Origin of the sequence: Shewanella sp. 10N.286.51.B2, assembly GCF_041469265.1 — a bacterium.
Classification (GTDB): Bacteria; Pseudomonadota; Gammaproteobacteria; order Enterobacterales; family Shewanellaceae; genus Shewanella.
Map to the genome: position 1 here is coordinate 103,368 of NZ_JBFRKH010000054.1, position 26,575 is coordinate 129,942.

Consider the following 26,575-nt stretch of genomic DNA (forward strand, 5'->3'; position numbering starts at 1 on the left):
TCTAATAGCCTTAAAATACTAAAAAGCCCGCTGCAATTTCTTGCTGCGGGCTTTTTTGTTATGCATTTACCGATAACGCTAGGGTATCAATCTAAGTACGACATGGTACCCATTAGATGTGGTCTGCGGCCTTTAATATCACGCATTTCAAAACGCTTACCATTTTCTATGCTTTCAAAAGCAAAGGTGACATCCGAAGGCATAAATACTGGCAACTTAAACTCTACGTCCACCTTAAATGGTCTATCACCAATAAATTGCATCAACCCAGCAAGTGAACGGGCTTTAGACCACATTCCATGGGCTAAAACACGATCAAAACCAAAACGCTTAGACACCATTGGGTGCAGGTGGATCAGGTTATAATCACCTGAGGCTTTGGCATACTGACGGCCTAAATTTTCAGCTAATGACCAGGTATTGACGTCTTCCCACACCATATCAGAAGCTCGCGGTGGTCTTGCTCTGCGGCCTTTAGACTCAATACGGTATAGGTAAGTTGATAAGGCTTGCCACACGAGTTCATCACCAACATAGACTTTAGATTCTAGTTCAAATTCAAGTCCTGCATCCGTGGTTTGGCTAGTAATAAGGTTGCACTCAACCTTAAAAACCTCATCAGCGTTAATAGGCCGATACAAGCTAATGCTATTTTTAAGATGGATCATCCCCAATAAAGGAAAGGTAATCGCTTTATGGGTAAAAATGGTGGCATGTAATCTAAATGCAAGCACGTACAAAAATGTTGGCGGTAACACTTTGCCATCATAATCAAACTGACATACCTCAGCATATTGACGAATTTTCTTATCTGATAATCTAATGCCATCCGTCTGTACATGGATCTTTGGTAAAGGTTGCTGATCCCAACCAGGCTTACGCGATAATAATATTTTGCGGTATAAAGACAACAACGACGGCATTGACGTTAATGCTATAGAGTAATCGTTACTCAAGTGGCTTACCTTTTTATACGGTGAAATTACTGTGCAAAATAACGGTATTTCTCCGTTTCACACTACTCACAAATGCTTTAATGCGCGCATTATACTACAGTGTAAAAATACCGCACAGCCCCAAAGTTTACTCACTGGCGTTTATAAACACTGGGCATGCCAACAATCTGTTACCTCAGCCCCTGTTTGCTTTAATATCATCGGCATCGATTGGCGGCCCACCAAGTGGCCTGCACCGACAATGATAAACAGCTGCTGATAATTGCCTTCGTTTAATAGCGCTATGGTGCGCTGACTCATTTGCTGATTCCGCTGCCACAGCAGTTTTTCAACTAATTCTTTGGCTACATCATCGCTTTGATGCTCCATGATATCGGCAAGTTTTTGTTTATCTCCACCGCGCCAAGCGGCCACCATTTCCAGCATTTCTTCATCACTTGTCTCAACCGCTTCATCTAACATTTGCCGTTGCGTTTGCTGACTAAAAGATGAAATCAACTCAAACTGGTAGGCCACACTTTCAAGCTCTAACAAAGTGCGCCCTTGATTTTTAGCTACAAAAGTCACATCCACCCCTTCTTCAGCGCTAAACCCTAACTGACTGAAACGCACTAATGCTACTTGCGCAGCCTGAAGCCATGGCGCTAAAGGCGATAATCCCTGACAAACCGCTAAATTGAGTTTACAAAAAGCTGGATAAGCCTGCCCTAAATCGACGCTGCTTGCTGGAGTTGCTAGGCCATATTGACCTAATAGTTGTTGAGTATCGGCTTTAGTCACATCCGCTTCAATTACCAATGCATCAGCCTGAGAAAAAGCCTGCTCAATAACCGGTGCCATCGGGTAAAAATCAGCTTTGCCCACATGAATTGAGCCTAATATGAATGCCTGTTTACCTTGATAAGTGACTTTATAAAAAGGCGGCGTGTCGGTTTCAGCTGCAGTCGCTAAACCACAGCTTAAAATAGCGACGATTAACAAACTCAAATAAGCAGAGCAACGCTTTGTTGCAGCAAACGTTAATTTAAAATCCATTAGACTTGTTAGTCCCATAGCAGACCCTTATAATTTAGCTTAATTTGAAGATGTTGAATGAGGCTATCATGCCGTATACCAAAGTTATCCAGCAAATAAAAGAAAGCCTGCAAACAGGATACCGTCAAGCCATTGATGCCGATAAAAGACTCGATGAATTACACCAAGTCGGCCACGGTAAGTTTGTAGCAATTTTTACCGAAGAACAAGGCTTTAGCCAAAGTAGTAACCGCTTCTTGCCTTATGTACAAGAATTAGCTGACGAGTTAGATGAGATCCAAGAACTCAGACATATTCCGCCTGAAACCTTAGAGGCTTATGTGAAAAAGCTCGGTGCTTTGCTGCAAACCTTGCACTTATTCAAACAGAACACCAAATAGCTGACACCAGCACTTAGTGATGTTTAGGCACAAAAAAGCGGCTTATCAATAAGCCGCTTTAGATTTTAAATATAACATAAACTACTGAATCATAGACATTTATAACTTAGGTGCTACGGTTTTCTTTAACCAATCTTCAAGCATTTTAGTCTCATACTCAAACGGCTTTTGATTACGGGTTGAATGGGTGCCATACATAAAGTTCATATCAACTAACTTTTCATCACCGGCCATAATCACTTGCTCACCTTCAGTGATGCTGTAGCTAAAGGTCATACGTGGTGGGTATAAGTCTTTTACAATCCGCAGTTCACTAGCGGAGGTCGCGCCAAATGTTGGCCGCAGATCACCGGCTAAATCCACATCAGAAACCACCATCTCAAGTTTCTGCTCTGGTTTTAAAATCTTTTCAGCTTCTTTGTTGATATTTTTAGTCATAGTGTCGAAAAAGCGCTGCTGAAAACGAGATTTCACTTCATTGGCCGTTTTTAAATCTCGGTACTTTTTAGGTTCTTGCCATTGAATTTTAACCACACCGTCTTCAGTCACTGGGTTGACCACGACTTCGTCCTTAGCTGCAGCAACATTACATACCAATGCACCTGCTAATAGTAAATATTTCATTTTCATCATTTTCCCCTAGCTATGAACCTAGTGTTTAAAAAATCAACAATTCTATACTTGTCGGATTATACAAGCAGTTACCTGAATATAAGCTTAACCTACTCTAGCAATACTTGCTGAAACAACATTTGATAGAGATTAATACCGACCAACCCAAAATCTGCTCAAATAACAAACTAACTGTTCAGTAATCATTCAGTAAAAATAGATTAATGTGTCTCTCAACAAGTACTAGCGCCTTATTTCCCTTAACAATATCAAGGTGAATATCGCGAAAGACTGACCAACGAATAAAATTTGGACATATATATCGCTCAAGGATTCAGCGCTAATAGCAATTAACGTATCAATACTGGAGTTAATATGAATAACATCGAAACCAATACAGCAATCGGCACAACTACCAGCAATAAGATGATTAAGCCTATCGCTCTCGCAGCGACAGTTTTTATCGCCATGCTGGTGTCATCTTCAAGCTTTGCCCATCAATTTGATATCGATTCAAAAGGCGCCGAAGCGATAAAACAACACCAGCAATTAATGAACCAGCATATACAAGTCGCTGAGCAAGAGTTTAATGCTGAATTAGAGAAAAACCTTGATCAGCAGTTACAAACCGCTGCACACAAGTTTATGACTCAAGCCTGCGCTAAATACGGTTTAGAGTTTGATACTCAATCAGAAACTTGCAGTAGCTAAGTCTGCCGATTGACAGGCTTACACCTCAATTACACTAAAAATGCAGCTATAAAGCTGCATTTTTTGTGGATGCTTAATTAACTTTCAGCGATATTTAAAATGGAAAACGCTGGCTTAATAAAGGATAGTTTTTACGGAGATCTTTTTTCTTGGTACTGAACTTTTTACCTTGAGGAGTATGCTGACCAGAGGGTACAAAAGGCAGCTCTTCACCGCAGCGGTCTTCATAGATTTTTCCGGCAATCAAATCATAATCTTCAATAAAGGGATAAGCATAGTCATCTTTTGTTGGCCATAACTCAAGCTCGCCCAAACAGTCGGGGTTAGCAATAATCTTGTTATACCAGGTCTCACCTAAGGATAAAATAAACCCTCGAAACTCCACAAAGCCATAATCTGAATCACAGCCAGTAACAATGTAAGCTGCGCCCCAAATATCCCAGCGGTAACTGCGGCGCATTTGTTGGCCAAATATCTTATCAAAAGCCGCTAAGTCAGCATCATCGAGCGCCGACAATTTTTCCACTAATTGATCATGGCACGCTTGCTCTGATTGCTCAGGATGGCTACGGGTCACCAAAGACCAAAATTCCGCCTCAGTCATTACTTATCCTAATTTCTTAAAAAACGTTTTCACAAACTATCTCTACTCACGCTATTCTACACCACATGACCACTCACATAGTTCCAATAATGATAATAATACTATGAATAAACCACCGTTAAGATTAACCCTATTAATTGCATTGTACGTGTTACTGTCTATTGTGGCCCTTTGGCGCTCTTATAGCATTCAAAGTATAGATTTATTCAGTATCGGCGTTATCCCTGTGTTGGTTGGCTTATTAATGCGAACCCACTGGGCCAGCATTGCCTTAAAGGTATATTTAGCCATTCAAACCTTAGCGATATTAGCACTGTCTACCACTGCTATTATCGCCTATCAAATCACTCCTGAAGATGTAAAAGTGGTGTTCAATGGCTTTAATATCCCTATTCCTGCCATTGCTGCGGTACTATTTTCACTGCTGGTGTTTCAATACTGGGTGGCATTTTGTAAAGAAACAGCGATTTATTTGAAGCCCAAAAGTTAACAAAGGCGCCCTGCTGACTATATTCATCCCTTAGCATAAGTTAACATGCGCCCATAAAACTCAGATCGAATAATAAGAAGCTATATAATGAGCCATTTATCGCCCAGTGAATTATCCATTTTGCTAGTTGAACCATCTGATGTTCAGAGAAAAATAATTATTTCACGCCTGCAACAAGAAGGCGTACATAGCATACAAACCGCCGCTAATCTTGCTCAAGCTAAAGAGATTATTGTTCGACACACGCCAGATCTCATTGTCAGCGCTTTACACTTTACTGACGGTGAAGCGACTGAACTACTCAGTTTTATTAAACAAAACTCTGACTATCAAGATATTCAATTTATGTTGGTATCCAGTGAATGTCGCCGTGAGCAACTGGAAATATTTAGGCAATCTGGAGCCGTCGCGATTTTACCTAAGCCTTTCGATGCCGATCATTTGGCCACAGCACTGAATTCCACTATTGATTTAATCAGTAATGACGAACTGGACCTAAGCCATTTTGATGTTCAGGATATTCGCACTTTAGTGGTTGATGATAGCCGCATGGCGCGAAACATTATCAAACGAACTATTACTAATTTAGGTATTCGGATGATAAGCGAGGCAACTGATGGCGCTGAAGCTATCGAATTAATGCAACAGCAAATGTTTGATTTAGTAATCACCGATTACAATATGCCAAGTATTGATGGACTGGCATTGACCCAATATATACGCCACCAAAGCCAGCAGTCTCATGTGCCGATTTTGATGGTGTCATCAGAAGCTAACGATACCCACCTAAGCAACGTATCAAGCGCAGGTGTTAATGCGCTATGTGATAAACCCTTTGAACCTAAGTTAGTGAAGCAACTCCTGTATCAACTGTTAGAAGATTGATAGCTAACAAATTTTTGTAGGCCAAAGTTCAAAATGAGCAGCAACAAATCAATAAACTTGATAAAAACGGCAGAAGCAGTTAATTCACTCAGCCGAGTTTAAGCTAACTAGATCACTAAAAAGTTACTTATTAGCAATATAGCAGCACATTTATCAGATAAAATGCTTTCAAAGCCTTATGGCTTATGGCATGTTAATCTAGTTCTAAATAAATACATCTATGGAAAGCAGAGAATACAACATGAACAAAAGTGAATTAATTGCAAAAATTGCAGAAAATGCTGAGTTAACAAAAGCTGAAGCGGGTCGTGCACTAAAGTCTTTTGAAGAAGCGGTAACTGAAGCCATGAAAAACGGCGACAAGATTTCTATCGTAGGTTTTGGTTCTTTCGAAACATCAGTTCGTGCTGCACGTACAGGTCGTAACCCACAAACCGGCCAAGAGATCCAAATTGCTGAAGCAACAGTACCTAAGTTTAAAGCAGGTAAAACGCTAAAAAATAGTGTTAACTAAAAACCGCTAAAACGATAAAACCTCCTTTTTTGGAGGTTTTTTATGTCTTTTTTTTGCATAAATAAGTAAAAACAACACTTAAACTGCACAATTAAAGTGCAACTACGCATCATTAAGTGGCAACATAAATGCAACATAAATGTGCAGTAATTTTTAAGCTATTGATTAATTTAACTTTATAAACATGGCACATCATTAGCAACACGTACCTCAGATAAAACAACATTTAGCGTCGACCCGACTTTATGCAAGATGCTAATTGAATAATAAAACTTTGAGGGAATGAAAATGAAAAAATCTCTGTATCAAGCTATTGCGCTATCAACAGGTTTACTTTTAAGCACTACAGCTTTAGCTGAAGTCACGGGTAATATTGGCGCGACGTCAGACTATATTTGGCGTGGTGTGTCACAAACTAGTGGTGCTGCGGTTCAGGGGGGCATTGATTATGGCCATGAGTCAGGTTTCTATGTCGGTGGTTGGGCATCAAATGTAGATTTTGGTGACGGCACCTCTTATGAGCTTGATGTGTATGCCGGTTTCGGTGGTGACATTACAGAAGACTTAAGCTACGACATTAACTACCTTTATTACGCTTACCCAGATTCACCGGGCAGTGTTGATTTTGGTGAAGTAACAGTTGGTCTCGCGTGGAAATGGTTAGATGTTGCATACTCTTACACAGTCAATGGCGGTGATGATATTGCTGAAAGCCCATTAGATTCAAAAGATATGATGTATGCTCAAGCTAACCTGACTTTCCCATTAACTGAAAAAGTGTCACTGGGTTTCCATTATGGTTACTCAAACGGTGATGTAATCACCAGCTGGTACGGCACTGATAGCTATTCTGAGTACAACGTATCACTAAGCACTGATACTGATTTCGGTACTATCTCGTTCATGGCAACAGATACTGATTTAGAAGATGATGATGCTAAAATTGTTCTTGGTTACTCATATAGCTTCGATCTATAACCATCAAAAGTATTAAATGATGTTAGCTATTTAATCTAAATTATTAAAAAATCAAAAAACGTCACCTTAGGGTGGCGTTTTTTATTGCTCTGAGCCTCAAAATCCTCACCACAGAAGTGCGCATTTTTTTTATTAGCTGCTACATTCAAATTATGAGGTTATTTTTCTGCTGCCTAGCAAATTATTGCTCAGCAATAAAGTAGCAATATTGTGCTCACGGTTTCAAGCCGTTCAGGCTGTGATTACCGTTTATGTAAAGCCATTAATTATGCTTTACGAGTACCACCCATGTGAGGATAAAGTGATGGCTAATATTACTGAGACTATCCCAAATGATACTGAAATCGAGGCAATGGTTTCACCAAAAAATCAACGCTCCGCTGAAATTATTGAACACAAAAGACAGGTTAAGCGGCGCTTGGATGATTATCTCGAACAAGCTGAATTGCGAAAAAGCTTAGGGGAAGATGATTTATTTTAGCCTAGCCCCTGTTACGGGGTCATTAGGCCAATACTTTTTATAAAATTAAGGCTTCACCTTAATATTAAGACTTTAAGAAGTATGCAAGACCATTGCACTCTAAATAAATTGAACAGGCTGGGTAAATCATTTTGCCGCAGTCTGTGATAATGAGTGCATTACCGCCCCTTTGTTGGGTTTGCACTTTTAATTCTTTTTTCAGCATGCTGATACTGGGGACACCAACCTCTATTACTTCAGGTTTGTTAGCGCAATACGTCGTCACCACCTCACCTAGCGGTTCATTGTCATGGTTATACAATTCACTGGGCTGATAGATTTCAACCGTTGAAGCTTTAGCTTGGTAAGTAATATATTCATCAGCATTGGTTCTTATAGAGATGCCATTACAGCCACCGACGATTAATGAAGCCATAAGCAAAAAACTCAATGGAAGTATCTGGCTTGAAAGTTTCATCGATAGTACTCCTTCTGAGTAAAGGCATACACTCCCTGTGTATGCCATCGTAATTTATCGCGATAGCGATATTAGCTCTCTAATGCCTTAGCTTTTTGCTTGGCAAAATACTCTCGGGTTAAACCAAAGACCACAGGACTTAATAGGACTAGCGCAATTAAGTTAGGAATGGCCATCATTGCATTAAGCGTGTCAGCCAACAGCCAAATAAACTCTAATGAACTCACGGCGCCTATGGGTACCACAAGGGTCCATATTAAACGAAATGGTTTTACCGCTTTATCGCCAAGCAAGTATTGAACACACTTCTCACTATAAAAACTCCACCCTAGAATAGTCGTGAAGGCAAACACAGCAAGTGCTACCGCCACAATATAATTACCCATGGGCAGTGCATGTGAAAATGCATATGAAGTTAGTGCTGCACCGTTCTCACCTGATGTCCAAGCACCGGAAACAATAATCGCTAAACCAGTAATAGAGCACACAATGATGGTATCAATGAATGTACCTAGCATGGCCACTAAGCCTTGCTTTACCGGATCATTGGTTTGCGCTGCAGCGTGAGCAATGGGCGCACTACCTAAGCCCGCTTCATTGGAGAACACACCACGGGCGACACCAAAACGAATCGCAGCCCAAACAGCTGCGCCAGCAAAACCGCCTTGAGCAGCAACTGGGTTAAACGCACTGTGAATAATTAATTCAAATGCTGCAGGAATTTGGTCTGCATATACCACTAAAACAGCTAAACCCGCGGCAATATAAAACAGGGTCATTAACGGCACGAGTTTACCAGCAACTTCTGCAATACGTTTAATACCGCCCATGAGTACTGCACCGACGAGTACCATTAAGACTAAACCAGTAACCCAGCTCGGCACGCCAAAGTTAGCACTCATGGCATCTGCCACTGAGTTAGTTTGCACGGTATTACCGATCCCAAAACCGGCAATAGAGCCCAGTATCGCAAACGCTGTCCCTAACCAGGCCCATTTGCTGCCTAAGCCATTTTTAATGTAATACATCGGTCCACCGACGTGATTGCCATTACTGTCTTTTTCACGATACTTAACTGCCAATACCGCTTCGGCAAATTTGGTCGCCATACCCACTAATGCGGTGCACCACATCCAAAATAATGCCCCTGGCCCACCAATAAAAATAGCGGTAGCCACACCAGCAATATTACCTGTTCCTATGGTGGCTGAGAGCGATGTCATTAGCGCATTAAAAGGACTAATTTCACCTTTATCAGTGCTATCACTGTCGGTTGCTCGACCCGACCACAGCAGTTTAAAACCAGTGCCTAATTTTAGGATTGGCATTAATTTTAATCCGATAGATAAAAATAATCCCACTCCTAAAATCATCACCAACATGGGTACGCCCCAAACGATGCTGTTTACTGCATTAATAAATGCCGTTAATCCTTCCATTGAAAACCTCATAATGAGTTAAATATTTATAGTTATTATTAATCGTTATCACTAAACGTTATTTTTACGGTTACTGCGTTCACACTACTAATACATCAGTGCGTGAATTTCAGATTACCTTCATTGGCACTAAATTGGAAACATCGGTACGATTCAAACCGAACAAATCAGCAAATAACAGTTTTTTATCAGCCAATTAAATTAATTTAATTATAAAAAAAGCGCTAACTAAATTAGCGCTTAAATCTTATTGAACCATTACAACCTAGCCTAAACACCCTGAATAAGCAGTCATTAAGGCCTTCACTGGGACAGTTTTTGATAGCAGCTTTGACAGACGCAGGCTTTGCCCTTTAACTCTGTGCGCAGCTTGTCACTGATCACAGCTTTAGCTGAAGCGCTTAAACACCAGCAGTCTTCAATCGGTTTACCCGCACTAACAGCGCATTGATTAACCTGCTGGCAAACGGGGCACGCTAATGGCTCAAAAATCGCGTCTTGTGCCTCAGATACTAATGGTTCATTTGCTTGGTTTGGTGAGTATATTTCTACATCTTTCATCTGGTTCACTTTGTTTCGTTAACTGGTTTAATTTCCATAAAATGCTTTATGAGATAAGGCTATGCCTTAACGATTGTAGCTTAAAAGCATAAGCTTGAAACTGGTTAAAGTCCTACTTATTAACAGGAAAATTTGGATAAGCTTCGGCGCCTAAAACATTACCAAGCTGCTGCTTGCCATAAAAGCCATCATGTTGATGATAACTTTTTTGGGTTTGTGGCAGGTCTCCTTTAAAACGCGGATCTTGCGGCCTTTCATGGGCATTAACAAAAGCTGCCACATCCCAAGCCTGCTGCACTGTTAGCTGAATACTTTTACCCAGCGGCATATTCTCATAGATAAAATTAGCTGCAGTGTTCACTCTATGCATCCCTGCGCCCCAGTTGTAGCTTTGCGGCCCCCATAATGGCGGTAAAGCGCTCACATTAGCCATTTTAATGCCTTGACCATCAACGCCATGACAAGCCTGACAATGGGTTTGATAAACTATTTCGCCTCGCTCAGTTGAATAAGCTTGTTCTGGCGCTTCTAACTTGGGAAAACCTCGGCCAGCAAGTGAAGTTAAGGCTTTTTGATCCCATTTAGCTTTCACTGCAGCTGGAATTGGGAACTCTTCTCTATTGCCACCTTTTACCAGTTCTACATCACTCAACTCTGCTACTTTGCTATCGAGATTAAATTGATTCAGTAAACCGCTCATGGCTAGCCAATAAGAATAAGCTGAGATAGCCACAAGTTCCTTACTGCCTGATGCGGGGGCTGTACCATTCATTGAATAAGTAAAGCAACCTTGAATCCGTTCCTGGTAGCTATTCACTTTGTCATTTTTCTTTCGATAAGCGGGATAAGCCATATAGGCAGCCCATAGCGGTGAAGCATTGGCTTTATTACCTGCGTTCATATGACAATTAACGCAATTAAGCTCATTGCCGACATATTTATCTCTTAATTGCTGAGTATTAACAAATATCTGATAGCCCAAACGTACTTTGTCGCCAAACTCACCCTCTGGAATAGCTGATAAATCGCTAGGTTGCAGATACTGCGCTGCGGGATCTTTTGCTATAGCGGGGATCTGAGCTTGCCTATCGGGTAATTCTGCAGCGCTAACTGAACTGATAAACACACCTGCGACTAAATAATTAAACAGTTTCATGGTATGTCCTTATTTTTGTGCCAAAGGCTGTTGAGCAGCAGCATTTTGAACCAGAGGTTTTAAAGCTGAAAAGTACGCTGACAATGCGTCAATTTCATCAGCAGTCAGCTTAGCGGCAATATTAGCCATCATATTATCGACATCACCTTTTCTAGTACCATTTTGCCAAGCCAATAGTTGGTTTTTTAAATAGCTAGGTTCTTGGCCTGCAAGTCGAGGGAAGTTGGCTGCGCCAATGCCTGAAGGTCCATGACAGCTAGTACAGGCAGGTATATCGCGGCCCCAATCTCCCTGATAAGCCAATTTTTCCGCCGTATCAGTTATCACAACCTTGTCACCGCGGTATTGCAATGGGATCTCAGCTACTGTTTTAGCGGCAAAGAAATCAGCAACGACTTGGATAGCATCACCTTGTACTGTCGCAGCCATCGCCGACATTGTGGGACTTTGTCGATTACCCATTTGAAAATTAACCAGCTGCGAGGCGATATACTCACTGGATAAACCCGCCAACCTAGGCCCTATAACACCTAAACCCTCACCATTAACACCATGGCAAGTTAAACAAACTTGCGCCTGTGTGGGTACGGTTTGCAATAACTCTTTGGGAGATTGAGCAGGAATATCGGCAATAGCCAAGTTACGACTTGCCCCTATTGCTATTATCGTGATGACTTGTAAAAGGAATTTCATATACCGCCCTCTCCTTGGATGATGTTTAGCTACTGGAATAATAAATGTAGTCAATCAGATCCACTTTATGTGACTTAATTGAATACTCTCCACCAAAGAAAAAGTAACCCAAATACGCTTACCAAAGAACAGACAGCGAACATTTGCAGGCTAAAGACTGATAATGAAAAGGTCGTTGTCGATTAATCATCAGCAAATCGACTGGGAGTGAAGTTAACTCTGAGCTTATGCTTTTAGCGCTATTTTATGACAATAAAAAAGGCCTATTCCGTTAGGGAATAGGCCTTTAAAGTTAATCTTTCAACCAAGTTAATCGTCGTTTAACTCGCGCTTAAGGATCACTCCTGCAGTAAATCCTTACAGATTTGTACTAAGTCAGACTGCACAGCTGCTGCGGTAACTTCTCGGCCAGCACCTGGGCCGCGAATAATTAACGGATTGCCCTGATAAAAAGTGCTGCGGATGACAAACACATTATCTCCAGGGGTTAAACTGGCATAGGGATGGTTCGAGTCGACCCATTGAATGCCTACTTCAGCATGCATTTTGCCATCGACTTTATCTAAAGATGCCACATACCTTAAGACTTTATTTTGCTCAAAGGCTGCACTATATTGCTGCAACATAAACTCATCTAACTCGCCAATGCGCGCTAAAAAGTCATCTAACGACAAGTCGGCTAATTCAGCTGGCACTAATGAATTTAATTCAATGGCATCAAGCTCAATCTCAAAGCCAATTTCACGGGCCAGAATAAGTAACTTTCGCTGCATATCTCGGCCAGATAAATCATCTCGAGGATCTGGCTCTGTAATGCCTAATCCGCGGGCTTCAACCACGAGTTCAGAAAAAGATTTTTGCCCATCGTAATGCTCAAACAGCCAACATAAAGTACCTGAAAAAATACCGCCAACAGCTTCGATATTGTCGCCACTATTGCGTAAATCGTTTAGGGCATGCTGTACTGGTAAGCCAGCGCCGCAACTGGCATTGTAACGCCAAAATAAACGCCGGTTACTTAGCTGCTGCTTAAGCTCACGGTAAAAAGGTAACGGCCCTGAGCCTGCAAGTTTATTGGCGCTCACCATATGAATCCCTCGAGCGAAAAACTCTGGGTATTGTAAGGTTAAGCTGGCGCTAGCACTGATATCCAAGGCCACCAGCTCATCGCAGTCGAGCAGCTCAAGCTGCTCAAATAAACTAGGGTAGTCCCATGTTGTTGCTGTGGTATCAAAGTCATCTTGCCAGTTATTGGCATCTATTCCTTGCTGGCAAATGAGCGCCTCTTTTGAACTCACTAAACCCACAAGTTGCACATTGGCTTCTAGTTCACGGTTAAGCATGGTGGATGAGCGCTGAAATAAATCAATCCAGGCTTCACCAATATTACCGACCCCAAGCAATAATACCCCAATACGCAATCGCGGGCCTGCGCAGCGTCGGTGTACTTTTTGGGTGAGTAAATTAACCTGAGATTTAGGCACTAAGGTCACTAAACTCAAACCATCTTGATACAGGGGTTTGGCATCGCGACTTAATAATCGGGCAAAGCTGCGGCGGTAGTGCTCTGCATCAGCACTAACCAAAGCGACTAAACCTAAATCAGTATGAGCATGGATATCGCTAATTAATAGCTCATGACTATGTAGCTCCAGTAACGCTTGTACCTGCTTTTGGTTTTCAGCAGTGAATGCCAGTTCAACTTTATGATGGGCAGAGCACCAATATGCTAGCGGCGCAATACCGGCTTGCTCAAGTAATTTGAGTGTGGTTTGAATTAGCGCTTGCTGCTTAAAGCGAAACAGCACCACTTCATTTAAACTGGTAACCACTGGAGCGCTAGCTGACGAACTTTGGGGCGCAATAAGGGTAAAGTCAGTATGTGATGCGTAACTTGAGCGCACCGCGAGACTAACATTAGTATCAAATAAGGGCTGTAAAGTTCGGCTGTGCAGTACTGGCGAGCCGAGTTTAGCTAAACGATCGGCTTCAGCAAGTGACATGCTTTCAAGTAATTTGGCATCATTAATTTTATTCGGATCAGCGTTAAATACCCCTTCAACATCGGTCCAAATAGTCACTCGTTCAATGTCCGCTAAGCTGGCAATTAAGGTGGCGCTGTAATCTGAGCCATTGCGGCCAAGTAATAATGTATCCCCTTTACTGTTGGCGCAGATAAAGCCCGTGATCACTAACCGTGTATTTGGATTAGCATCCAGCAGCTTTTGGACTTTTTCGCGGGACTCATCAAGACGAATATTCGGCACAGGCCCTTCATCAGCCACCAGCAGTGAGCAGGCATCAATATTCGCGGCAGCAACGCCAGACTCTCTTAATAAGGCTGCCATTAATCGTGCTGACCAACGCTCACCAAAGCTTAATACATGATTGAGCTGAAATTCATTGCGCTCTTCAAGGGACAATAAACTGACTAATTGCGATTTATCGGTTGATAGGCGCTCACGTAAATCGCGCGCTTGTTCGTTTGAGAGAAGTTGCTCAATCAGGTTTTGCTGATAGCTCACCAGTACTTGTAGCTCTTCTTGCCACAAGTCACCGTTTTCTCTTAAGGAGAGTAATTTATATAAAAAGTTAGTACTTTTACCCGCAGCTGAAACAACGACTAAATCATCACTGTTGCCATGAGTCAGTAAAATATGGGCAACGCGGCGATAGCAATCTGCATCAGCAAGACTTGAACCACCAAATTTATGTAAATGACTGCGGGCCATTTTTCACTCCTTAAACAACATATACCAGCCTGACTACATGAATATAGCCAAGGGAGATTAACTTAAAGCGCAGCGACAGCAGCTAAGCCTACTTCAATATCGGCAACCAAGTCTTCAGCATCTTCAATCCCGACAGATAGTCGCAGTAAAGTATCTTTAATGCCAGCTTCATACCGTGCTGCAGGCGCCATTGCTCTATGGGTCATGGTTGCAGGTACGGCAACTAAGCTTTCCACTCCGCCTAAGCTTTCAGCAACACTGAAAATAGACAGTGCATTTAAAAAGGCGACCACTTCTGCTTCACCACCTTTAAGTTCGAAACTTAACATAGCGCCGAAGCCTTGTTGTTGCTTAGCTGCAATATCGTGACCTGGGTGGTCTTTTAAGCCTGGATAATACACTTTTTCGACAAGATTGCTGGCCTGAAGTACGTCAATAACTTGCTCAGCATTTTTTTGATGCTCGCGAATACGTACAGCTAAAGTACGAATGCCACGTAAGGTTAGGTAACTATCAAAAGCCGAGCCTGTTAGCCCTAAGGTGTTTGACCACCAGTGTAGTAACTCACCCAGTTCAGGGTCTTTTGCCACCACAGCGCCACCTACAACGTCACTATGACCATTGATGTATTTGGTGGTGGAATGCATGACGATATCAGCGCCTAGCTCTAATGGCTGTTGCAAAATTGGCGATAAAAAGGTGTTATCAACCACAACTAAGGCATCGACTTTATGGCTTTGCTCAGCAATAGCTTTGATATCAACAACACGTAATAATGGGTTTGACGGCGTTTCTAACCACACCATTTTAGGTTTCTGAGCAATCGCATCACTGAGTGCTTGCTCATCTGTTTGATCAATCACCAGTAATTTAAATTGGCCTTTGTTGGCAAGATTTGTGAACAAACGGTAACTACCGCCATAACAATCGTGAGGCACAATCAGTAAATCATCGGGGCCTAATAAACTAGTGACCAAGGTAATCGCAGCCATACCGGTACAAGTAACCACCCCAGTAGCGCCATGTTCAAGTTTGGCAATGGCTTCACCTAACACGCAGCGCGTCGGGTTTCCTGAACGACTATAATCAAACTCTCTAGGGTTTTTATGCCCATCAAAAGAATAGTTTGTTGATAGATAAATCGGCGGGACTACAGCGCCGTATTGGGTATCTGACTCGATACCTTGGCGTACTGCTAGCGTAGCTGCGCGATGTTTGCTCATTGTAAACTCCTAAAGAATACACACTAAAGAGATGTCTAGATGGCTAAATGTACCTAAGCTAAGTCACATCGTCAATACAAATCAGCCGTTTAGACGTCTAAACATAAAGAAATCTATTTCCATTCGTTATAGAATAACCGCAATAATTTGACTGTTATTATTTAGCGGTTAAAATCTGCCACGAATCTATCGTATAAAGGTGAGTTAATGACTGAATGGAATGGCGACTATATCAGCCCATATGCCGAACATGGCAAAAAAAATGAACAAGTTAAAAAAATCACGGTATCCATACCTTTAAAAGTTTTAAAAGTATTGACTGATGAACGTACCCGCCGCCAGGTTAATAACTTACGTCATGCAACCAATAGTGAACTACTGTGTGAAGCATTTTTGCATGCCTACACTGGACAACCACTGCCAAATGACGGTGACTTATCAAAAGAAGGGCCTGATAGCATCCCATCTGAAGCAAAAGCTTTGATGGATGCCATGGGAATTGAGTGGGAAGATCTTGATTAAGTCAAGCTAGCGACTAGCGCTGAAGTACTTGCGCTAAAGTACTTGCGCTAAAGCATAAGCCTGCTCAATTAATCAAACACTGCTCGTCATTTAACGCATCGAGCTCTCAAGCTGAGAGTGAGTTGCAGTATTGCGCCTAAAGAGTCGACAATGGAATTTATCGATCCGCAGACCTTGATGCTTGCATCGGTTATCATTTTTCTAGGCGCATTAACCCAAGGCCTTATCGGTTTTGGGCTTGCGGTTGTTGCCAGTCCACTTCTCTATATCATCGACCCACAATTAGTCCCAGCCCCTGTGATTATGATGGGTTTTTCCATCGCCTTATTGACCTTATTGCGTGAACGTACTCAACTGGAGTTTAATGGGCTGCAATATGCGCTGCTGGGGCGAATACCTGGTGGCTTTATGGGCGCAGGTTTATTACTGTTTGCCCCCCAAGCAGTACTGGGGTTAGCCATTGCCTTTATTGTCGGCGCAGCGGTGTTGCTGAGTATTTTTAAGATCACAGCGCCAGTAAATCGGCTTTCGCTATTTATTGCAGGTGTCTTGTCGGGGGTATTTGGAAATATTGCCGCCATTGGTGGGCCACCATTAGCGATTTTATTAGCCGGTAAAGATGCGCCGCAGTTTAGAGCCGCGCTATCGATCTTTTTTGTTTTCAGCTCAATGATCGCACTGATTATTTTAATGCTTGCAGGCTTAGTGGAAGAAAAGCATCTGTGGTTGTCATTGATGCTATTGCCATCTGTCATACTCGGAAATATTGCCGCAGGAAAGCTAACCAATAAGGTTGATAAAAATAAGACTCGCATCGCCACTATGGTGTTATGTAGCTTAAGTGCATTATTGCTAACCCTTAAGTCGTTAATTGAATTATCAGCAGGCTAGTCGATCATCTTTTTGTGGCAGATATAAATGCAACAATGATGACAGCTAAAAATGATAACGCTTAAAAGTGATAAGAAGTTTGCAGCACAGCGCCAATGGCATCATCACCATAGCTGCCGCTCATATCCAGCTTAAAGGCTTGGCCGATGGCAAAGCCGGTGCCGAAAGAGTAAATATCTACGCTATTATCTTTTAAGTCATGGCGGTAGCCCATGCGTAAAAACAGCCAGTCAGTGGCTTTAACTTCACCGCCCACTCGCCAATACTGCACCGCATCAAACTCGCTAAAACGGCTTTGCTCCACCAGATCAATATCCGTGGTTAAGGTGACTCTGGACCAATCATAAGCAGCTCCCACTGTGACTAACGGCTCAATTTGGTATTCAAATGTCCGTCCTTGAGCTTCAACTGTGGTTATTTTTTTACTGAATAAATTACGAGCAGACAGCCCTAAGGTTAAGCTTTCTGTTGGCTCAATAGCCACCCCAAGATCAAGGTTAAATAAGCTGTCATCATTTCGATATTTATCATCATCAAAATCATCGACATCAAAGTTATTGGCACTGGCACTGTAATGATAGGTATCAATGCGTTGAAACTTAGGTGAAATCCCAACTTTTACAGGCATGTTAACTATAGATAGTGGAAAGCTTAACGCCACCCCAAAATCTGTGACTCCGGCGGCTAATACAATGCCTTGAGAGTCTAAGTCAGTGAGATCTGCAGGAGGGTTGGCGGGATCGAGATTAGTCAGCATATCAATATCACCTTGAGCAATATCAGCAACGCCCATAGCGTCAAGGTGACTTTTGGAAAATAGCGCCATTGGCACGGTTTGAGTTGGCAATACTAATGCTGCGCCAATTGCGGCTGATACCGAGGCGTTAGTGCCGTTGAGGGCATTTAAATTAATAACTAAATCATCACGAAAACCAGCAATATCATCAGTATCATTGCCGTTTATGGCCGTTTCTAAGTCATCAAAACTGTCTTGTAGTGAGTCAAACTTATCAAGCATATTGTCGCTATCATCCACTTCAGCAGCCACAACCGGTAACAGTAAGGAGAACTCATTGGTTTTTGGGGCGTAAATAGCCAGTAAAGCGGGATTAATAAAACTTGCGCCGATACGGCTTGATGAGGCTACACCTGTACCGCCCATGCTATCACTGCGAGCTTCAAAATAAAGCTGACCCGCTTGCGTATTTATCGCAAACAGCAGTAAAAACAATAGCAGCGCTAAGGATCTCATCATTCACCATTTTCATTTTTAATTATCTAATAAAGATAGTCGAAAAAATTAAAAATAGGCTTCAATCCCGTTAGACTTTTACGGCATAGATGAATTTAATCAGCCGTTTTTTAAATGTTATTTTATGAATCAGGTAGATAGCGCTTAAAATTTTCCATGGTGAATTGAATAAATTTTTTCAGCCTTTCTGGTTGGAATTTATCTTTATGGTAAAGCATATAAAAAGGCGTGTCGGGAATATGCCAATCATTAAACACATTCACTAATTGACCCGCTGCAATTTCATTAGCGCAATATAAATAAGGTAATCGCACAATGCCATTTCCTGCTAAGGCGCTGGCTTTCATAGCGCGGCCATTTTTACACTTAAAACCGCCCTTAATGGCAACGTCTACAGCTTGAGCATCTTGCCTATGGCCAAAGCGCCAATGGCTGATCGAGCCAGTAATACACAGGTGATTATTAAGCTCGCTTGGATGCTGCGGTTGACCATATTTCGCTAAGTATTCAGGGGCGACTAAAGTGCGGTTTTCGATATCCATCAGCTTTCTGGCCACCAAGCTTGAATCTGCCAGTTCGCCCATGCGAAATACAATATCAAAATGGCCCTCGATTAAATCAACCCGCTGGCTACTAAAATCAAGATCGATGGTAATTTCAGGATACTGTTTAATAAAATCATTCACCAAGGCCACTAAAATATCTTCACCAATCACCCCGCCAACGCAATTAATGTGAATATTGCCCTGTAATGTTTCAGCGCTGTCTAATGTCATTGCCACCACCTGATCGATTTGCGCTAACGCTTGCTGGCATTGCAACAGCAATTGCTGACCTTGCTCTGTCAGTCTTTGGGTTCTGGTGGTTCTAATAATTAGGCTAACACCAAGAAATTTTTCTAAACTTAATAATTGCTTTGATAAATGCGAACGTGAGCAGCCTAAGACCTGTGCAGCTTGAGTAAAGTTACCTTGCTCAGCAATCACCACAAAGGCTCTGATATCAATCAAATTTATGTCTAAGTTCATAATAATGTCTATTTTAGTTTGTGGTCATCAACAAGTTATTAGGAGCCACAGGTAAACAATGATGTTCTTTGTGGATTATATATCAACAATGAGCCATTACCTATAATGGACACAACTTAACGAACGAGGTAAAAATCATGAAATCACTTGTTGTCATTACTGGCGCATCATCAGGTATTGGCGCCGCTATGGCGAATGCATTTAGCGCTAAAGGTCACCCACTACTTTTACTTGCTCGTCGCGTTGAACCAATGCAAGCACTTAACCTGCCCAACAGCTTATCTGTTAGCGTTGATGTTACTGATGCTGCAGCGATGAAAACAGCGATTGCGACTGCTGAAGCAAAGTTTGGCCCTGTTGGCTGTTTAGTCAATAACGCTGGCGTAATGCTACTTGGTCAAGCAGATGTACAAGATCCTGCCCAGTGGAGCCAAATGCTCAACATCAATGTGATGGGCGTGCTTAATGGTATTCACGCTGTGCTTGCTGATATGAAAGCCCGTAAAACAGGCACTATTATCAACGTAAGCTCTATAGCGGGTCGTAAAACATTCCCTAACCATGCAGCATATTGTGCCAGTAAGTTTGCTGTGCATGCGCTAACTGAAAATATCCGCGAAGAAGTGGCGATGGATGATGTGCGAATGGTGACTATCGCTCCAGGCGCTGTTGAAACGGCCCTGCTTAGCCACACAACCGATGAAGATATTAAAGCCGGCTACCAAGAATGGAAAGAGTTCATGGGCGGCGTTATCGAGCCTACAGCAGTTGCTGATGCGGCTGTATTTGCCTTTGAAATGCCGCAAAATGTTTGTGTACGAGAAATTGTCTTAGCGCCAACTCGCCAACAACCTTAAGAATATATCAAGTCTAGATAGGTCTACATTTCAGCTAAAAACCATGAGTTATTACTCATGGTTTTTTATTATCTTTGCATTAATTTTAATAAGCGGCCTCCCTTTACATACTCCACGCGTACCTCATGCAAACTCATTCTCTTATCCCTCGTAATAATGCCGCCATTTCGAGCAAACTCGCTGCATCTGATTAAAAATCAGTTTAACCCCAAGATGTTATATTGATTGCTTAATATTTAAACTAAGTTAGATTAAGGTAAGGAAAACTGACTAAAACAAGCTACGCTTAAATCATTGGTTTATTGATTGCTTAGTCGTTACGCATTGCGATAAAAAGGACATTTTTTGTATGCAGGAAAACTTCAGTTTATTTTCCAGGAATAAAGCCTTTCCCGAGCTATTATTGTCATCGACATTTATCAATTTATTGTCGCTTGCACTGCCATTCACCATGCTACAAATCTACGATCGTATTCTGCCAAATCAAGGTTATGGTACTGCCACTATTCTTGTTTCTGGTGTGGCGATTGCGATTTTGCTGGAATTATTACTCAGATATGGCCGCAGTTGGCTACTTGCGGCATCAGCAGCCAATTTTGAATTAGAAACCACAACCAAGGTGGTTAATAAGCTCATGCAAGCGGACTATCACCATGTTGAATCCATGGGAACAGGTAAAGTCACTAATGGTTTAGTCAGTATTGCGAGTATGCGAGAGCTCTATTCAGGGCAAGCAATTGTGGCACTCATGGATTTTCCATTTGTGCTCATTTTTCTTGCATTGGTTGCCTATATTGGTGGCCCGCTGGTATTCATTCCGATAGTCGTCTGGGTACTTGTTGGCGCTCTGGTTTATGTCATTGGCAAAAAACTCGCCATCGCCACTGAGGATCTCGCTCTTTCAGATGCTGAACGAACCCGAATGTTGATACTGGTGTTATCAGGGCTAACCACAGCCAAGGCCCTATCTTTAGAAGACCGATTAGCCAGTATTTATAATAAAATAAACCACCAGCGACTAGCACAACAGCAACAAGTCGATTGGTTATCAGCTAAGTTACAAGAAGTCATCCAAGCAGCATCGCAAGGAACAACACTAATATTAGTGATGCTAGGTTGCTTAGAAGTCCTTAACGGTTCGCTTACAACGGGTGGACTGGCTGCATGTTCAATATTAGCGGGTCGCGCCATCTCACCATTAAGTGCAATTATTAGCCTTCGTTCTCGACTTGTGAGTGCCAAAACGTCGATGTCACACGTAGATGATTTGACCGCCATTCCAGCCGAAGCGTTTAGTGCTGAAAAAATCTATCAACAAAAAATCCCTAACGGCCCTATTAGGTTTCAAAAAGTCGATAGCAGTAATTTAGGCACTGTCATTCAACAGTTGAATTTAGAGATCCTCCCTAAAACCTTAGTTACCCTGCAATCAAATCCCCTGAGTCATGCTAGCCACTTACTCAGTATCATTGCTGGATTTCAAAAGATAAATACAGGAGAAGTCACCATTGATGGGGTTTTACTTCATGCACACGACAGTAAAGAATTTCGACAATCCGTTAATTATGTCGCCCCTTGGCCAACCTTATTTGCTGGTAGCTTGCTAGAGAATATGACCATGTTCAGAGCGGAGTATGAACCTCAGGCGATGGCAATTGCTGACAGTTTAGGCTTAACGGCTAAAATTGCCGAATTGCCCAATGGTTATCAAACTTCAGTCGGTGAAAATGACAACCAAATGCTAAATAAAGGGGCAATTAAACTCATTGCAATAGTCAGAGCGATAGTCCAAAAACCGTCGATATTGCTATTGGATGAGCCGATGATTTCACTTGATGCCGATGCCCAAAATAAACTACTCACTTTATTGGCCCAACTGAAACAACAAATGACCATTGTAGCGGCATCCCACTACCCTGAAATCGGTAAAATTAGTGATGAAGTTGTCACAATTGAGGGACATGCTCAGCCTAAAGAAACTAATAAATCGCCGCACGTGGATAATAGTGATTCACAGGAGGTGATCCTATGAAGACTTTAGAACTAAAACCATTACTAGTTGAGCTGTTACAACAATTAGGTCTTTACACTCAAGCCAGTAACGTGGCTAGTGACACTGAAAACGATCTCAATACTCTCGCTGTTTCCCGCTTATTAAAAAAACATCAAATTGGTTTCTCTGTTATTAAACCGTCAGATAGTACCCTGCATTTAACCATCTACCCTTTCTTAGTTGTCCCAGCGAAAGACAATGCCTTTATAGCAAGAAGACAGGGACATCAGTTCGAAAAACTAGAGAATAATCATTGGCAAACGGTCGATATGACTCAGCTAACAGATGATGCATACTTATTTGTTATTGATGCCTTACCTCGTAGTAAAAAGAGTGTTCAAGCATTCGCCGCTCACATGAGTAAGAGAACTAAATGGTATCGTCCCGTTTTCTGGCTGAGTTTACTGTCCAGTATTACAGGGTTAGCAGTACCTCTGTTTACCATGGCTGTATATGACCGAGTCATTGGTGGTCAAACACCCTCCATACTCCCCAGCATAGCCTTAGGTGGAGCGCTTGCTGTTGGCGTATTAGTATCAACCCGCTTAGCGCGGGCGCAAATTCTTGCCACCACCAGTAATCGATTTGCTAGAGACCTTTCCCAGATAACCTTTTATCGACTATTACACATGCCGTTAATGGTACTGTCACGCGTCGGCATTTCAAATCATATCGCTAGAATGCGTAATGCAGAAAAAGTCAGAATGCTCTTATCTGGCCCTGGAGGCGGCGGCTTAGTCGACCTGCCCTTCACTATTATTGCGCTGCTGGCGATTATGTTTTTAAGTGGCTGGCTAGTATTAGTGCCTATTGGCATGTTGATCTTGTATTACTTGGTGATGAAAGTCGTCAGCCGCTATGTTCAGGCAGCCTCGCCAACAATTAGTGGCGAGTATCAAAATACCCTAAGCGAACTAGCGAAAAATCTACTGCAACTCAAAGCGGCTGGTGATACTGAAGGCTGGCAAACAAAATTTATTCGTCAATGCCGTGAAAATAGTCGCCAGAATTTTCTTTATGCTAAACGAAATGGCCTAAATGCAGCCATTGCTCATTCACTGAGTTTATTCACTGCACTCATCACAGTGTTTACGGGAATATTTTTAGTACTAAATCAAACGATTTCCTCCGGTGCATTAATTGCCTGTGTGATGATGATTTGGCGGATTACAGGCCCTGCACAACTGGCATTTTCATCTCAACAAAAATTCACCATGATGGATGTTGCCGTAAAACAGTTTGATCGGTTCATGCAGGCAACAACGGAACAATCAGAATTACGCTTAGACACCCCTGATAACACTCAAGCACCAGCAATTTCATTTCAGCATTTAACCCTGAGATATAAAGCTGAAGGAGAGCCGGCACTATCAGGTGTGAATGTAGACATAGAACCCGGTGAATTAGTTGCCGTTATAGGGCCCAATGCCTGTGGTAAATCAACCTTGCTACTGAGCGCCTTAGGCGTGTTGGAAGCACAAGCTGGATTTGTCACCGTGAATGGGAAAAATTTAAAACAATATGACACTGAAATATTTAGGCATTGGGTGGCTTATAGCCCATCACAACCTGATATTTTCCCAGGGACTTTAGCTGAAAATATTCGGATAGCGAAACCAGATGCTACCGATGATGAAATTAAAACCGCAATAATTGCCGCTGGTGGGGCCAGCTTTTTTAATAGCATCAATAATGACTTATCGGTTGATTTACTCGGTGAGAATAACGCCATGCTTTCCGCTATCGAAGGGAGTTACATCAACCTTGCCCGCGCACTGATAAAACAATCGCCATTGTTATTGCTTGATGAACCATTACCTCATCGAAATCCAGAATCAAAACAGCAGTTGATAAAGACCTTATTAAACTTAAAAGGACAATCAACCGTAATGTTTACTAGCCACGATCAAGATTTAATTAAACACGCTGACAAGGTCATTATTCTTGATAAAGGCGCTGTAGTTTATGCGGGTCCAATTCCAGACCAAGCACCTCAAACGCCAGATGCCACTAACACCGTCATGCAGGAGTCTCCAACCAATGGATAATCGTCAACTAGCTAATCGAGTCTGGCCAGAACATGAATTTGCAGAAGCAATTGAAGCCCCAGCTGAGCGTAAATTAATTCGAAATATCATATTATTGATCACCGGCTCAATTTTAATCATGTTGGTTTGGTCTGTTTTTACCAGCGTAGAAGAAATTTCAAAATCCAAAGGACAAGTGGTGCCGTTAGGCCATAGGCAGGTTATACAAAGCCGTGCTGGTGGCACTATTGCTTCTGTCGTAGTCGAAGAAGGTGACGTTGTTAAACAAGGTGATATTTTGGCAAGCTTTGTCTCAATAGACAGCTTGTCAGCTGAGGAAGAACTATCCAGTAAACGTGCTAACTTAATGATGCGAATTGAACGTTACGAAGCCTTCATTGATGCTCGCGATGCCAATTTTGATGAGTTCGCCTATGAGTACCCGCAACTGGTTAAGCTGCATCAGTCTTCGCTTAATCGCATGATCGATGAACGAGTGGCAATTGAGCAGCTATCAGAATCTGAAATAGCCAAATCTCAAGCGGAATTGGATGGTTTGAAAACTGAAATACCTCCCCTTAGCGATCAAATCCAAACCGCAGAACAAACGTTAAAAATGATGTTGTCAGTAACAGAAGAGCAAGCCGTTTCAAAGTTACGCATTTTAGAATCACAGCAAAAGCTTGATTCTTACATGCGAGAGCTAAAGGCGATGGAAAGCAAACAACAAGTTCTCACCAAGAACCTGCTAAATCTGCAGCAACAGCTTAAACAAAGACAAGCTTCATTATTAAAAGAAGTCGGTGAAAAACGTACTGACACCCAAGCTGAATTATTAGGTGTCACAGCAAGGCTTAAATCATCCAACTCTCTGGTATCTCAAAACACCGTAACCGCGCCTGTTGACGGCATCATTCAATCAATCCCAACATCTTCAACTGGCAGCGTCATTCAACCAGGTGGGACTGTGGCTGTAATTGTTCCCATGACCAAAACAGGTTTGATGGAAATTAAGCTGTCACCAAGAGATATCGGCTTTGTCCATGTTGGTCAATCTGCACGTATTAAAATTGATGCGTTTGATTACAGCCGCTATGGCGCGTTAGATGGAATTGTAAAACGTATTTCACCAAGCACAGATAAAGATGAAAAAGGCGGCGTATTTTATAAAGTGCAGCTTGCCATTGATAAGCCCTACTTTTTGGATAATCCCGATAGTTTTGCATTAATTCCAGGAATGACTGGCGAAGCAGATATTGTGACAGGTGAAAAAAGTGTCTTCCAGTACTTATGGAAACCAGTGTTCACCAACATTAACGAAGCATTTGGCGAAAGATAAATGGTAGGAGCATCCCATGAGCACGGATAATAAAGATAATAAAAATAAGCCAAATGAAAAAAATAAACTCAAAAAAGATCTGCCCGAAAATAAAATCCAGCAAGCAATAAAGAAAATTGATAATGATGCTAAAAAGTTGCGGGCAAAAGAATCTCGAGATACGGGGAACATAACCCCAAATAGACAAAATGATCTGGTAGCTGACAAGTCTTGGCAGACGAATATAGCGAATGCATCTGAGGATGATAAAGCAACTGAAGCAGATTTTACTCATGCAGCTACTAATCCAGAAGCTACTCAGCAAGACGTTTTAAAAACATCCACAACGCCACAACAGTTAACAAGCTCAACACTTAAAAATGCCAGTCAAATCGCTGATAGCAACCCGATAGAACCGAGTCAGCAGCAGCCATTAAATAAGCTTATTGTAGAAACAGGTTCAACTCAAACAACAGGACTAGCAGCGGGTGCACATTTTCATAATGGTAATGTCACAACCCAAGACATAAGCCAATTTAGAACATCTCAAATTTCGTTACCTGAACAAAACTTTCAGACTGCTTTTACCATTAATTCATCATCTCATTCAGTATCAAATGTAATCACACCACAAACTGCAACACATGAAGTGATTGAGACACTAAAAGGTACCCCAACACCTGACATTACCCCTCCCTCTACTGGCACTGGCACTGACAC

Annotated in this window: 27 protein-coding genes; 14 read left to right on the top strand and 13 right to left on the bottom strand. The window is 42.0% G+C overall.

Annotated elements, in window-relative coordinates; all coding sequences use genetic code 11:
• Window positions 1-86: 86 nt before the first annotated feature.
• Together AB4140_RS14820 and AB4140_RS14825 are read right to left on the bottom strand one after the other, a co-directional pair.
• Complete coding sequence (locus AB4140_RS14820) at window positions 87-956, bottom strand: MaoC/PaaZ C-terminal domain-containing protein (protein WP_241901136.1); 870 nt, start codon at window positions 954-956, stop codon at window positions 87-89.
• Between the two features lie 141 nt (window positions 957-1,097).
• A complete protein-coding gene (locus tag AB4140_RS14825; RefSeq protein ID WP_102475361.1) occupies window positions 1,098-2,009 on the bottom strand; it encodes a TraB/GumN family protein in 912 nt (303 codons plus the stop codon).
• A gap of 50 nt (window positions 2,010-2,059) precedes the next feature.
• Here AB4140_RS14825 and AB4140_RS14830 point away from each other — a divergent pair, with 50 nt between their 5' ends.
• Window positions 2,060-2,371 carry a prephenate dehydrogenase gene (locus AB4140_RS14830; RefSeq protein WP_076540628.1) on the top strand — a complete coding sequence of 104 codons (312 nt, stop codon included), beginning with the start codon at window positions 2,060-2,062 and terminating at the stop codon, window positions 2,369-2,371.
• Between the two features lie 99 nt (window positions 2,372-2,470).
• On the opposite strand, the gene AB4140_RS14835 is transcribed toward AB4140_RS14830, so the two are convergent.
• Complete coding sequence (locus AB4140_RS14835; RefSeq protein WP_102436634.1) at window positions 2,471-3,001, bottom strand: DUF3016 domain-containing protein; 531 nt, start codon at window positions 2,999-3,001, stop codon at window positions 2,471-2,473.
• Between the two features lie 357 nt (window positions 3,002-3,358).
• Between AB4140_RS14835 and AB4140_RS14840 the strand changes: the two genes are divergently transcribed.
• A complete protein-coding gene (locus AB4140_RS14840; protein WP_102436632.1) occupies window positions 3,359-3,694 on the top strand; it encodes a hypothetical protein in 336 nt (111 codons plus the stop codon).
• A 94-nt stretch (window positions 3,695-3,788) separates the two neighbouring features.
• On the opposite strand, the gene AB4140_RS14845 is transcribed toward AB4140_RS14840, so the two are convergent.
• Window positions 3,789-4,298, bottom strand: coding sequence for a DUF4240 domain-containing protein (locus AB4140_RS14845; protein WP_102436630.1), 510 nt, complete (start codon window positions 4,296-4,298; stop codon window positions 3,789-3,791).
• A 103-nt stretch (window positions 4,299-4,401) separates the two neighbouring features.
• Here AB4140_RS14845 and AB4140_RS14850 point away from each other — a divergent pair, with 103 nt between their 5' ends.
• From AB4140_RS14850 to AB4140_RS14870, 5 genes are all read left to right on the top strand, one after another.
• Window positions 4,402-4,788, top strand: a complete 387-nt coding sequence (locus tag AB4140_RS14850; protein ID WP_102436628.1) for a hypothetical protein — start codon at window positions 4,402-4,404, stop codon at window positions 4,786-4,788.
• Between the two features lie 87 nt (window positions 4,789-4,875).
• The gene (locus AB4140_RS14855) at window positions 4,876-5,673 is read left to right on the top strand and encodes a response regulator (protein ID WP_372001525.1); all 798 of its coding nucleotides are present in this window, start codon (window positions 4,876-4,878) and stop codon (window positions 5,671-5,673) included.
• 241 nt (window positions 5,674-5,914) lie between these two features.
• Entirely contained in the window at window positions 5,915-6,187 is a 273-nt protein-coding gene (locus AB4140_RS14860; protein WP_102436624.1) for an HU family DNA-binding protein, read from the top strand.
• A gap of 288 nt (window positions 6,188-6,475) precedes the next feature.
• Window positions 6,476-7,165, top strand: a complete 690-nt coding sequence (locus AB4140_RS14865; protein ID WP_102436622.1) for a TorF family putative porin — start codon at window positions 6,476-6,478, stop codon at window positions 7,163-7,165.
• 304 nt (window positions 7,166-7,469) lie between these two features.
• Window positions 7,470-7,646 (top strand): hypothetical protein, encoded by a 177-nt coding sequence (locus tag AB4140_RS14870; RefSeq protein ID WP_198590449.1) that lies wholly within the window; start codon window positions 7,470-7,472, stop codon window positions 7,644-7,646.
• Window positions 7,647-7,710: 64 nt separating this feature from the next.
• Here AB4140_RS14870 and AB4140_RS14875 read toward each other — a convergent pair whose 3' ends face one another.
• From AB4140_RS14875 to metB, 7 genes are all read right to left on the bottom strand, one after another.
• Window positions 7,711-8,103, bottom strand: a complete 393-nt coding sequence (locus tag AB4140_RS14875) for a hypothetical protein (RefSeq protein ID WP_372001527.1) — start codon at window positions 8,101-8,103, stop codon at window positions 7,711-7,713.
• A gap of 71 nt (window positions 8,104-8,174) precedes the next feature.
• The gene (locus AB4140_RS14880) at window positions 8,175-9,542 is read right to left on the bottom strand and encodes a sodium:alanine symporter family protein (protein ID WP_102436618.1); all 1,368 of its coding nucleotides are present in this window, start codon (window positions 9,540-9,542) and stop codon (window positions 8,175-8,177) included.
• A 303-nt stretch (window positions 9,543-9,845) separates the two neighbouring features.
• Window positions 9,846-10,103: a cysteine-rich CWC family protein gene (locus AB4140_RS14885; RefSeq protein WP_102531227.1), complete on the bottom strand. Its 258-nt coding sequence runs from the start codon at window positions 10,101-10,103 to the stop codon at window positions 9,846-9,848.
• 112 nt (window positions 10,104-10,215) lie between these two features.
• Entirely contained in the window at window positions 10,216-11,259 is a 1,044-nt protein-coding gene (locus AB4140_RS14890) for a c-type cytochrome (RefSeq protein ID WP_102436614.1), read from the bottom strand.
• 9 nt (window positions 11,260-11,268) lie between these two features.
• A complete protein-coding gene (locus AB4140_RS14895) occupies window positions 11,269-11,952 on the bottom strand; it encodes a c-type cytochrome (RefSeq protein ID WP_102436612.1) in 684 nt (227 codons plus the stop codon).
• A gap of 338 nt (window positions 11,953-12,290) precedes the next feature.
• A complete protein-coding gene (locus AB4140_RS14900; protein ID WP_102436610.1) occupies window positions 12,291-14,684 on the bottom strand; it encodes a bifunctional aspartate kinase/homoserine dehydrogenase II in 2,394 nt (797 codons plus the stop codon).
• A 62-nt stretch (window positions 14,685-14,746) separates the two neighbouring features.
• Entirely contained in the window at window positions 14,747-15,907 is a 1,161-nt protein-coding gene (metB, locus tag AB4140_RS14905; protein ID WP_102436608.1) for a cystathionine gamma-synthase, read from the bottom strand.
• Window positions 15,908-16,114: 207 nt separating this feature from the next.
• Here metB and metJ point away from each other — a divergent pair, with 207 nt between their 5' ends.
• Window positions 16,115-16,429 (top strand): met regulon transcriptional regulator MetJ, encoded by a 315-nt coding sequence (gene metJ / locus AB4140_RS14910; RefSeq protein ID WP_076538901.1) that lies wholly within the window; start codon window positions 16,115-16,117, stop codon window positions 16,427-16,429.
• A gap of 150 nt (window positions 16,430-16,579) precedes the next feature.
• Window positions 16,580-17,320, top strand: coding sequence for a sulfite exporter TauE/SafE family protein (locus AB4140_RS14915; RefSeq protein ID WP_102475366.1), 741 nt, complete (start codon window positions 16,580-16,582; stop codon window positions 17,318-17,320).
• A 61-nt stretch (window positions 17,321-17,381) separates the two neighbouring features.
• On the opposite strand, the gene AB4140_RS14920 is transcribed toward AB4140_RS14915, so the two are convergent.
• Window positions 17,382-18,575 (bottom strand): conjugal transfer protein TraF, encoded by a 1,194-nt coding sequence (locus AB4140_RS14920; RefSeq protein WP_372001530.1) that lies wholly within the window; start codon window positions 18,573-18,575, stop codon window positions 17,382-17,384.
• Between the two features lie 119 nt (window positions 18,576-18,694).
• Window positions 18,695-19,600 (bottom strand): LysR family transcriptional regulator, encoded by a 906-nt coding sequence (locus AB4140_RS14925; protein ID WP_102531229.1) that lies wholly within the window; start codon window positions 19,598-19,600, stop codon window positions 18,695-18,697.
• 137 nt (window positions 19,601-19,737) lie between these two features.
• Here AB4140_RS14925 and AB4140_RS14930 point away from each other — a divergent pair, with 137 nt between their 5' ends.
• From AB4140_RS14930 to AB4140_RS14950, 5 genes are all read left to right on the top strand, one after another.
• Entirely contained in the window at window positions 19,738-20,457 is a 720-nt protein-coding gene (locus AB4140_RS14930) for an SDR family oxidoreductase (protein ID WP_102475367.1), read from the top strand.
• Between the two features lie 349 nt (window positions 20,458-20,806).
• Complete coding sequence (locus AB4140_RS14935) at window positions 20,807-22,489, top strand: ABC transporter transmembrane domain-containing protein (RefSeq protein ID WP_372001532.1); 1,683 nt, start codon at window positions 20,807-20,809, stop codon at window positions 22,487-22,489.
• Window positions 22,486-24,558: a peptidase domain-containing ABC transporter gene (locus AB4140_RS14940; protein ID WP_372001534.1), complete on the top strand. Its 2,073-nt coding sequence runs from the start codon at window positions 22,486-22,488 to the stop codon at window positions 24,556-24,558. The genes AB4140_RS14935 and AB4140_RS14940 overlap by 4 nt, the downstream gene beginning before the upstream one ends.
• Complete coding sequence (locus AB4140_RS14945; RefSeq protein ID WP_372001536.1) at window positions 24,551-25,876, top strand: HlyD family type I secretion periplasmic adaptor subunit; 1,326 nt, start codon at window positions 24,551-24,553, stop codon at window positions 25,874-25,876. The genes AB4140_RS14940 and AB4140_RS14945 overlap by 8 nt, the downstream gene beginning before the upstream one ends.
• 16 nt (window positions 25,877-25,892) lie before the next feature.
• On the top strand, window positions 25,893-26,575 hold a 683-nt coding region (locus tag AB4140_RS14950), incomplete at its 3' end, for a hypothetical protein (protein WP_372001538.1).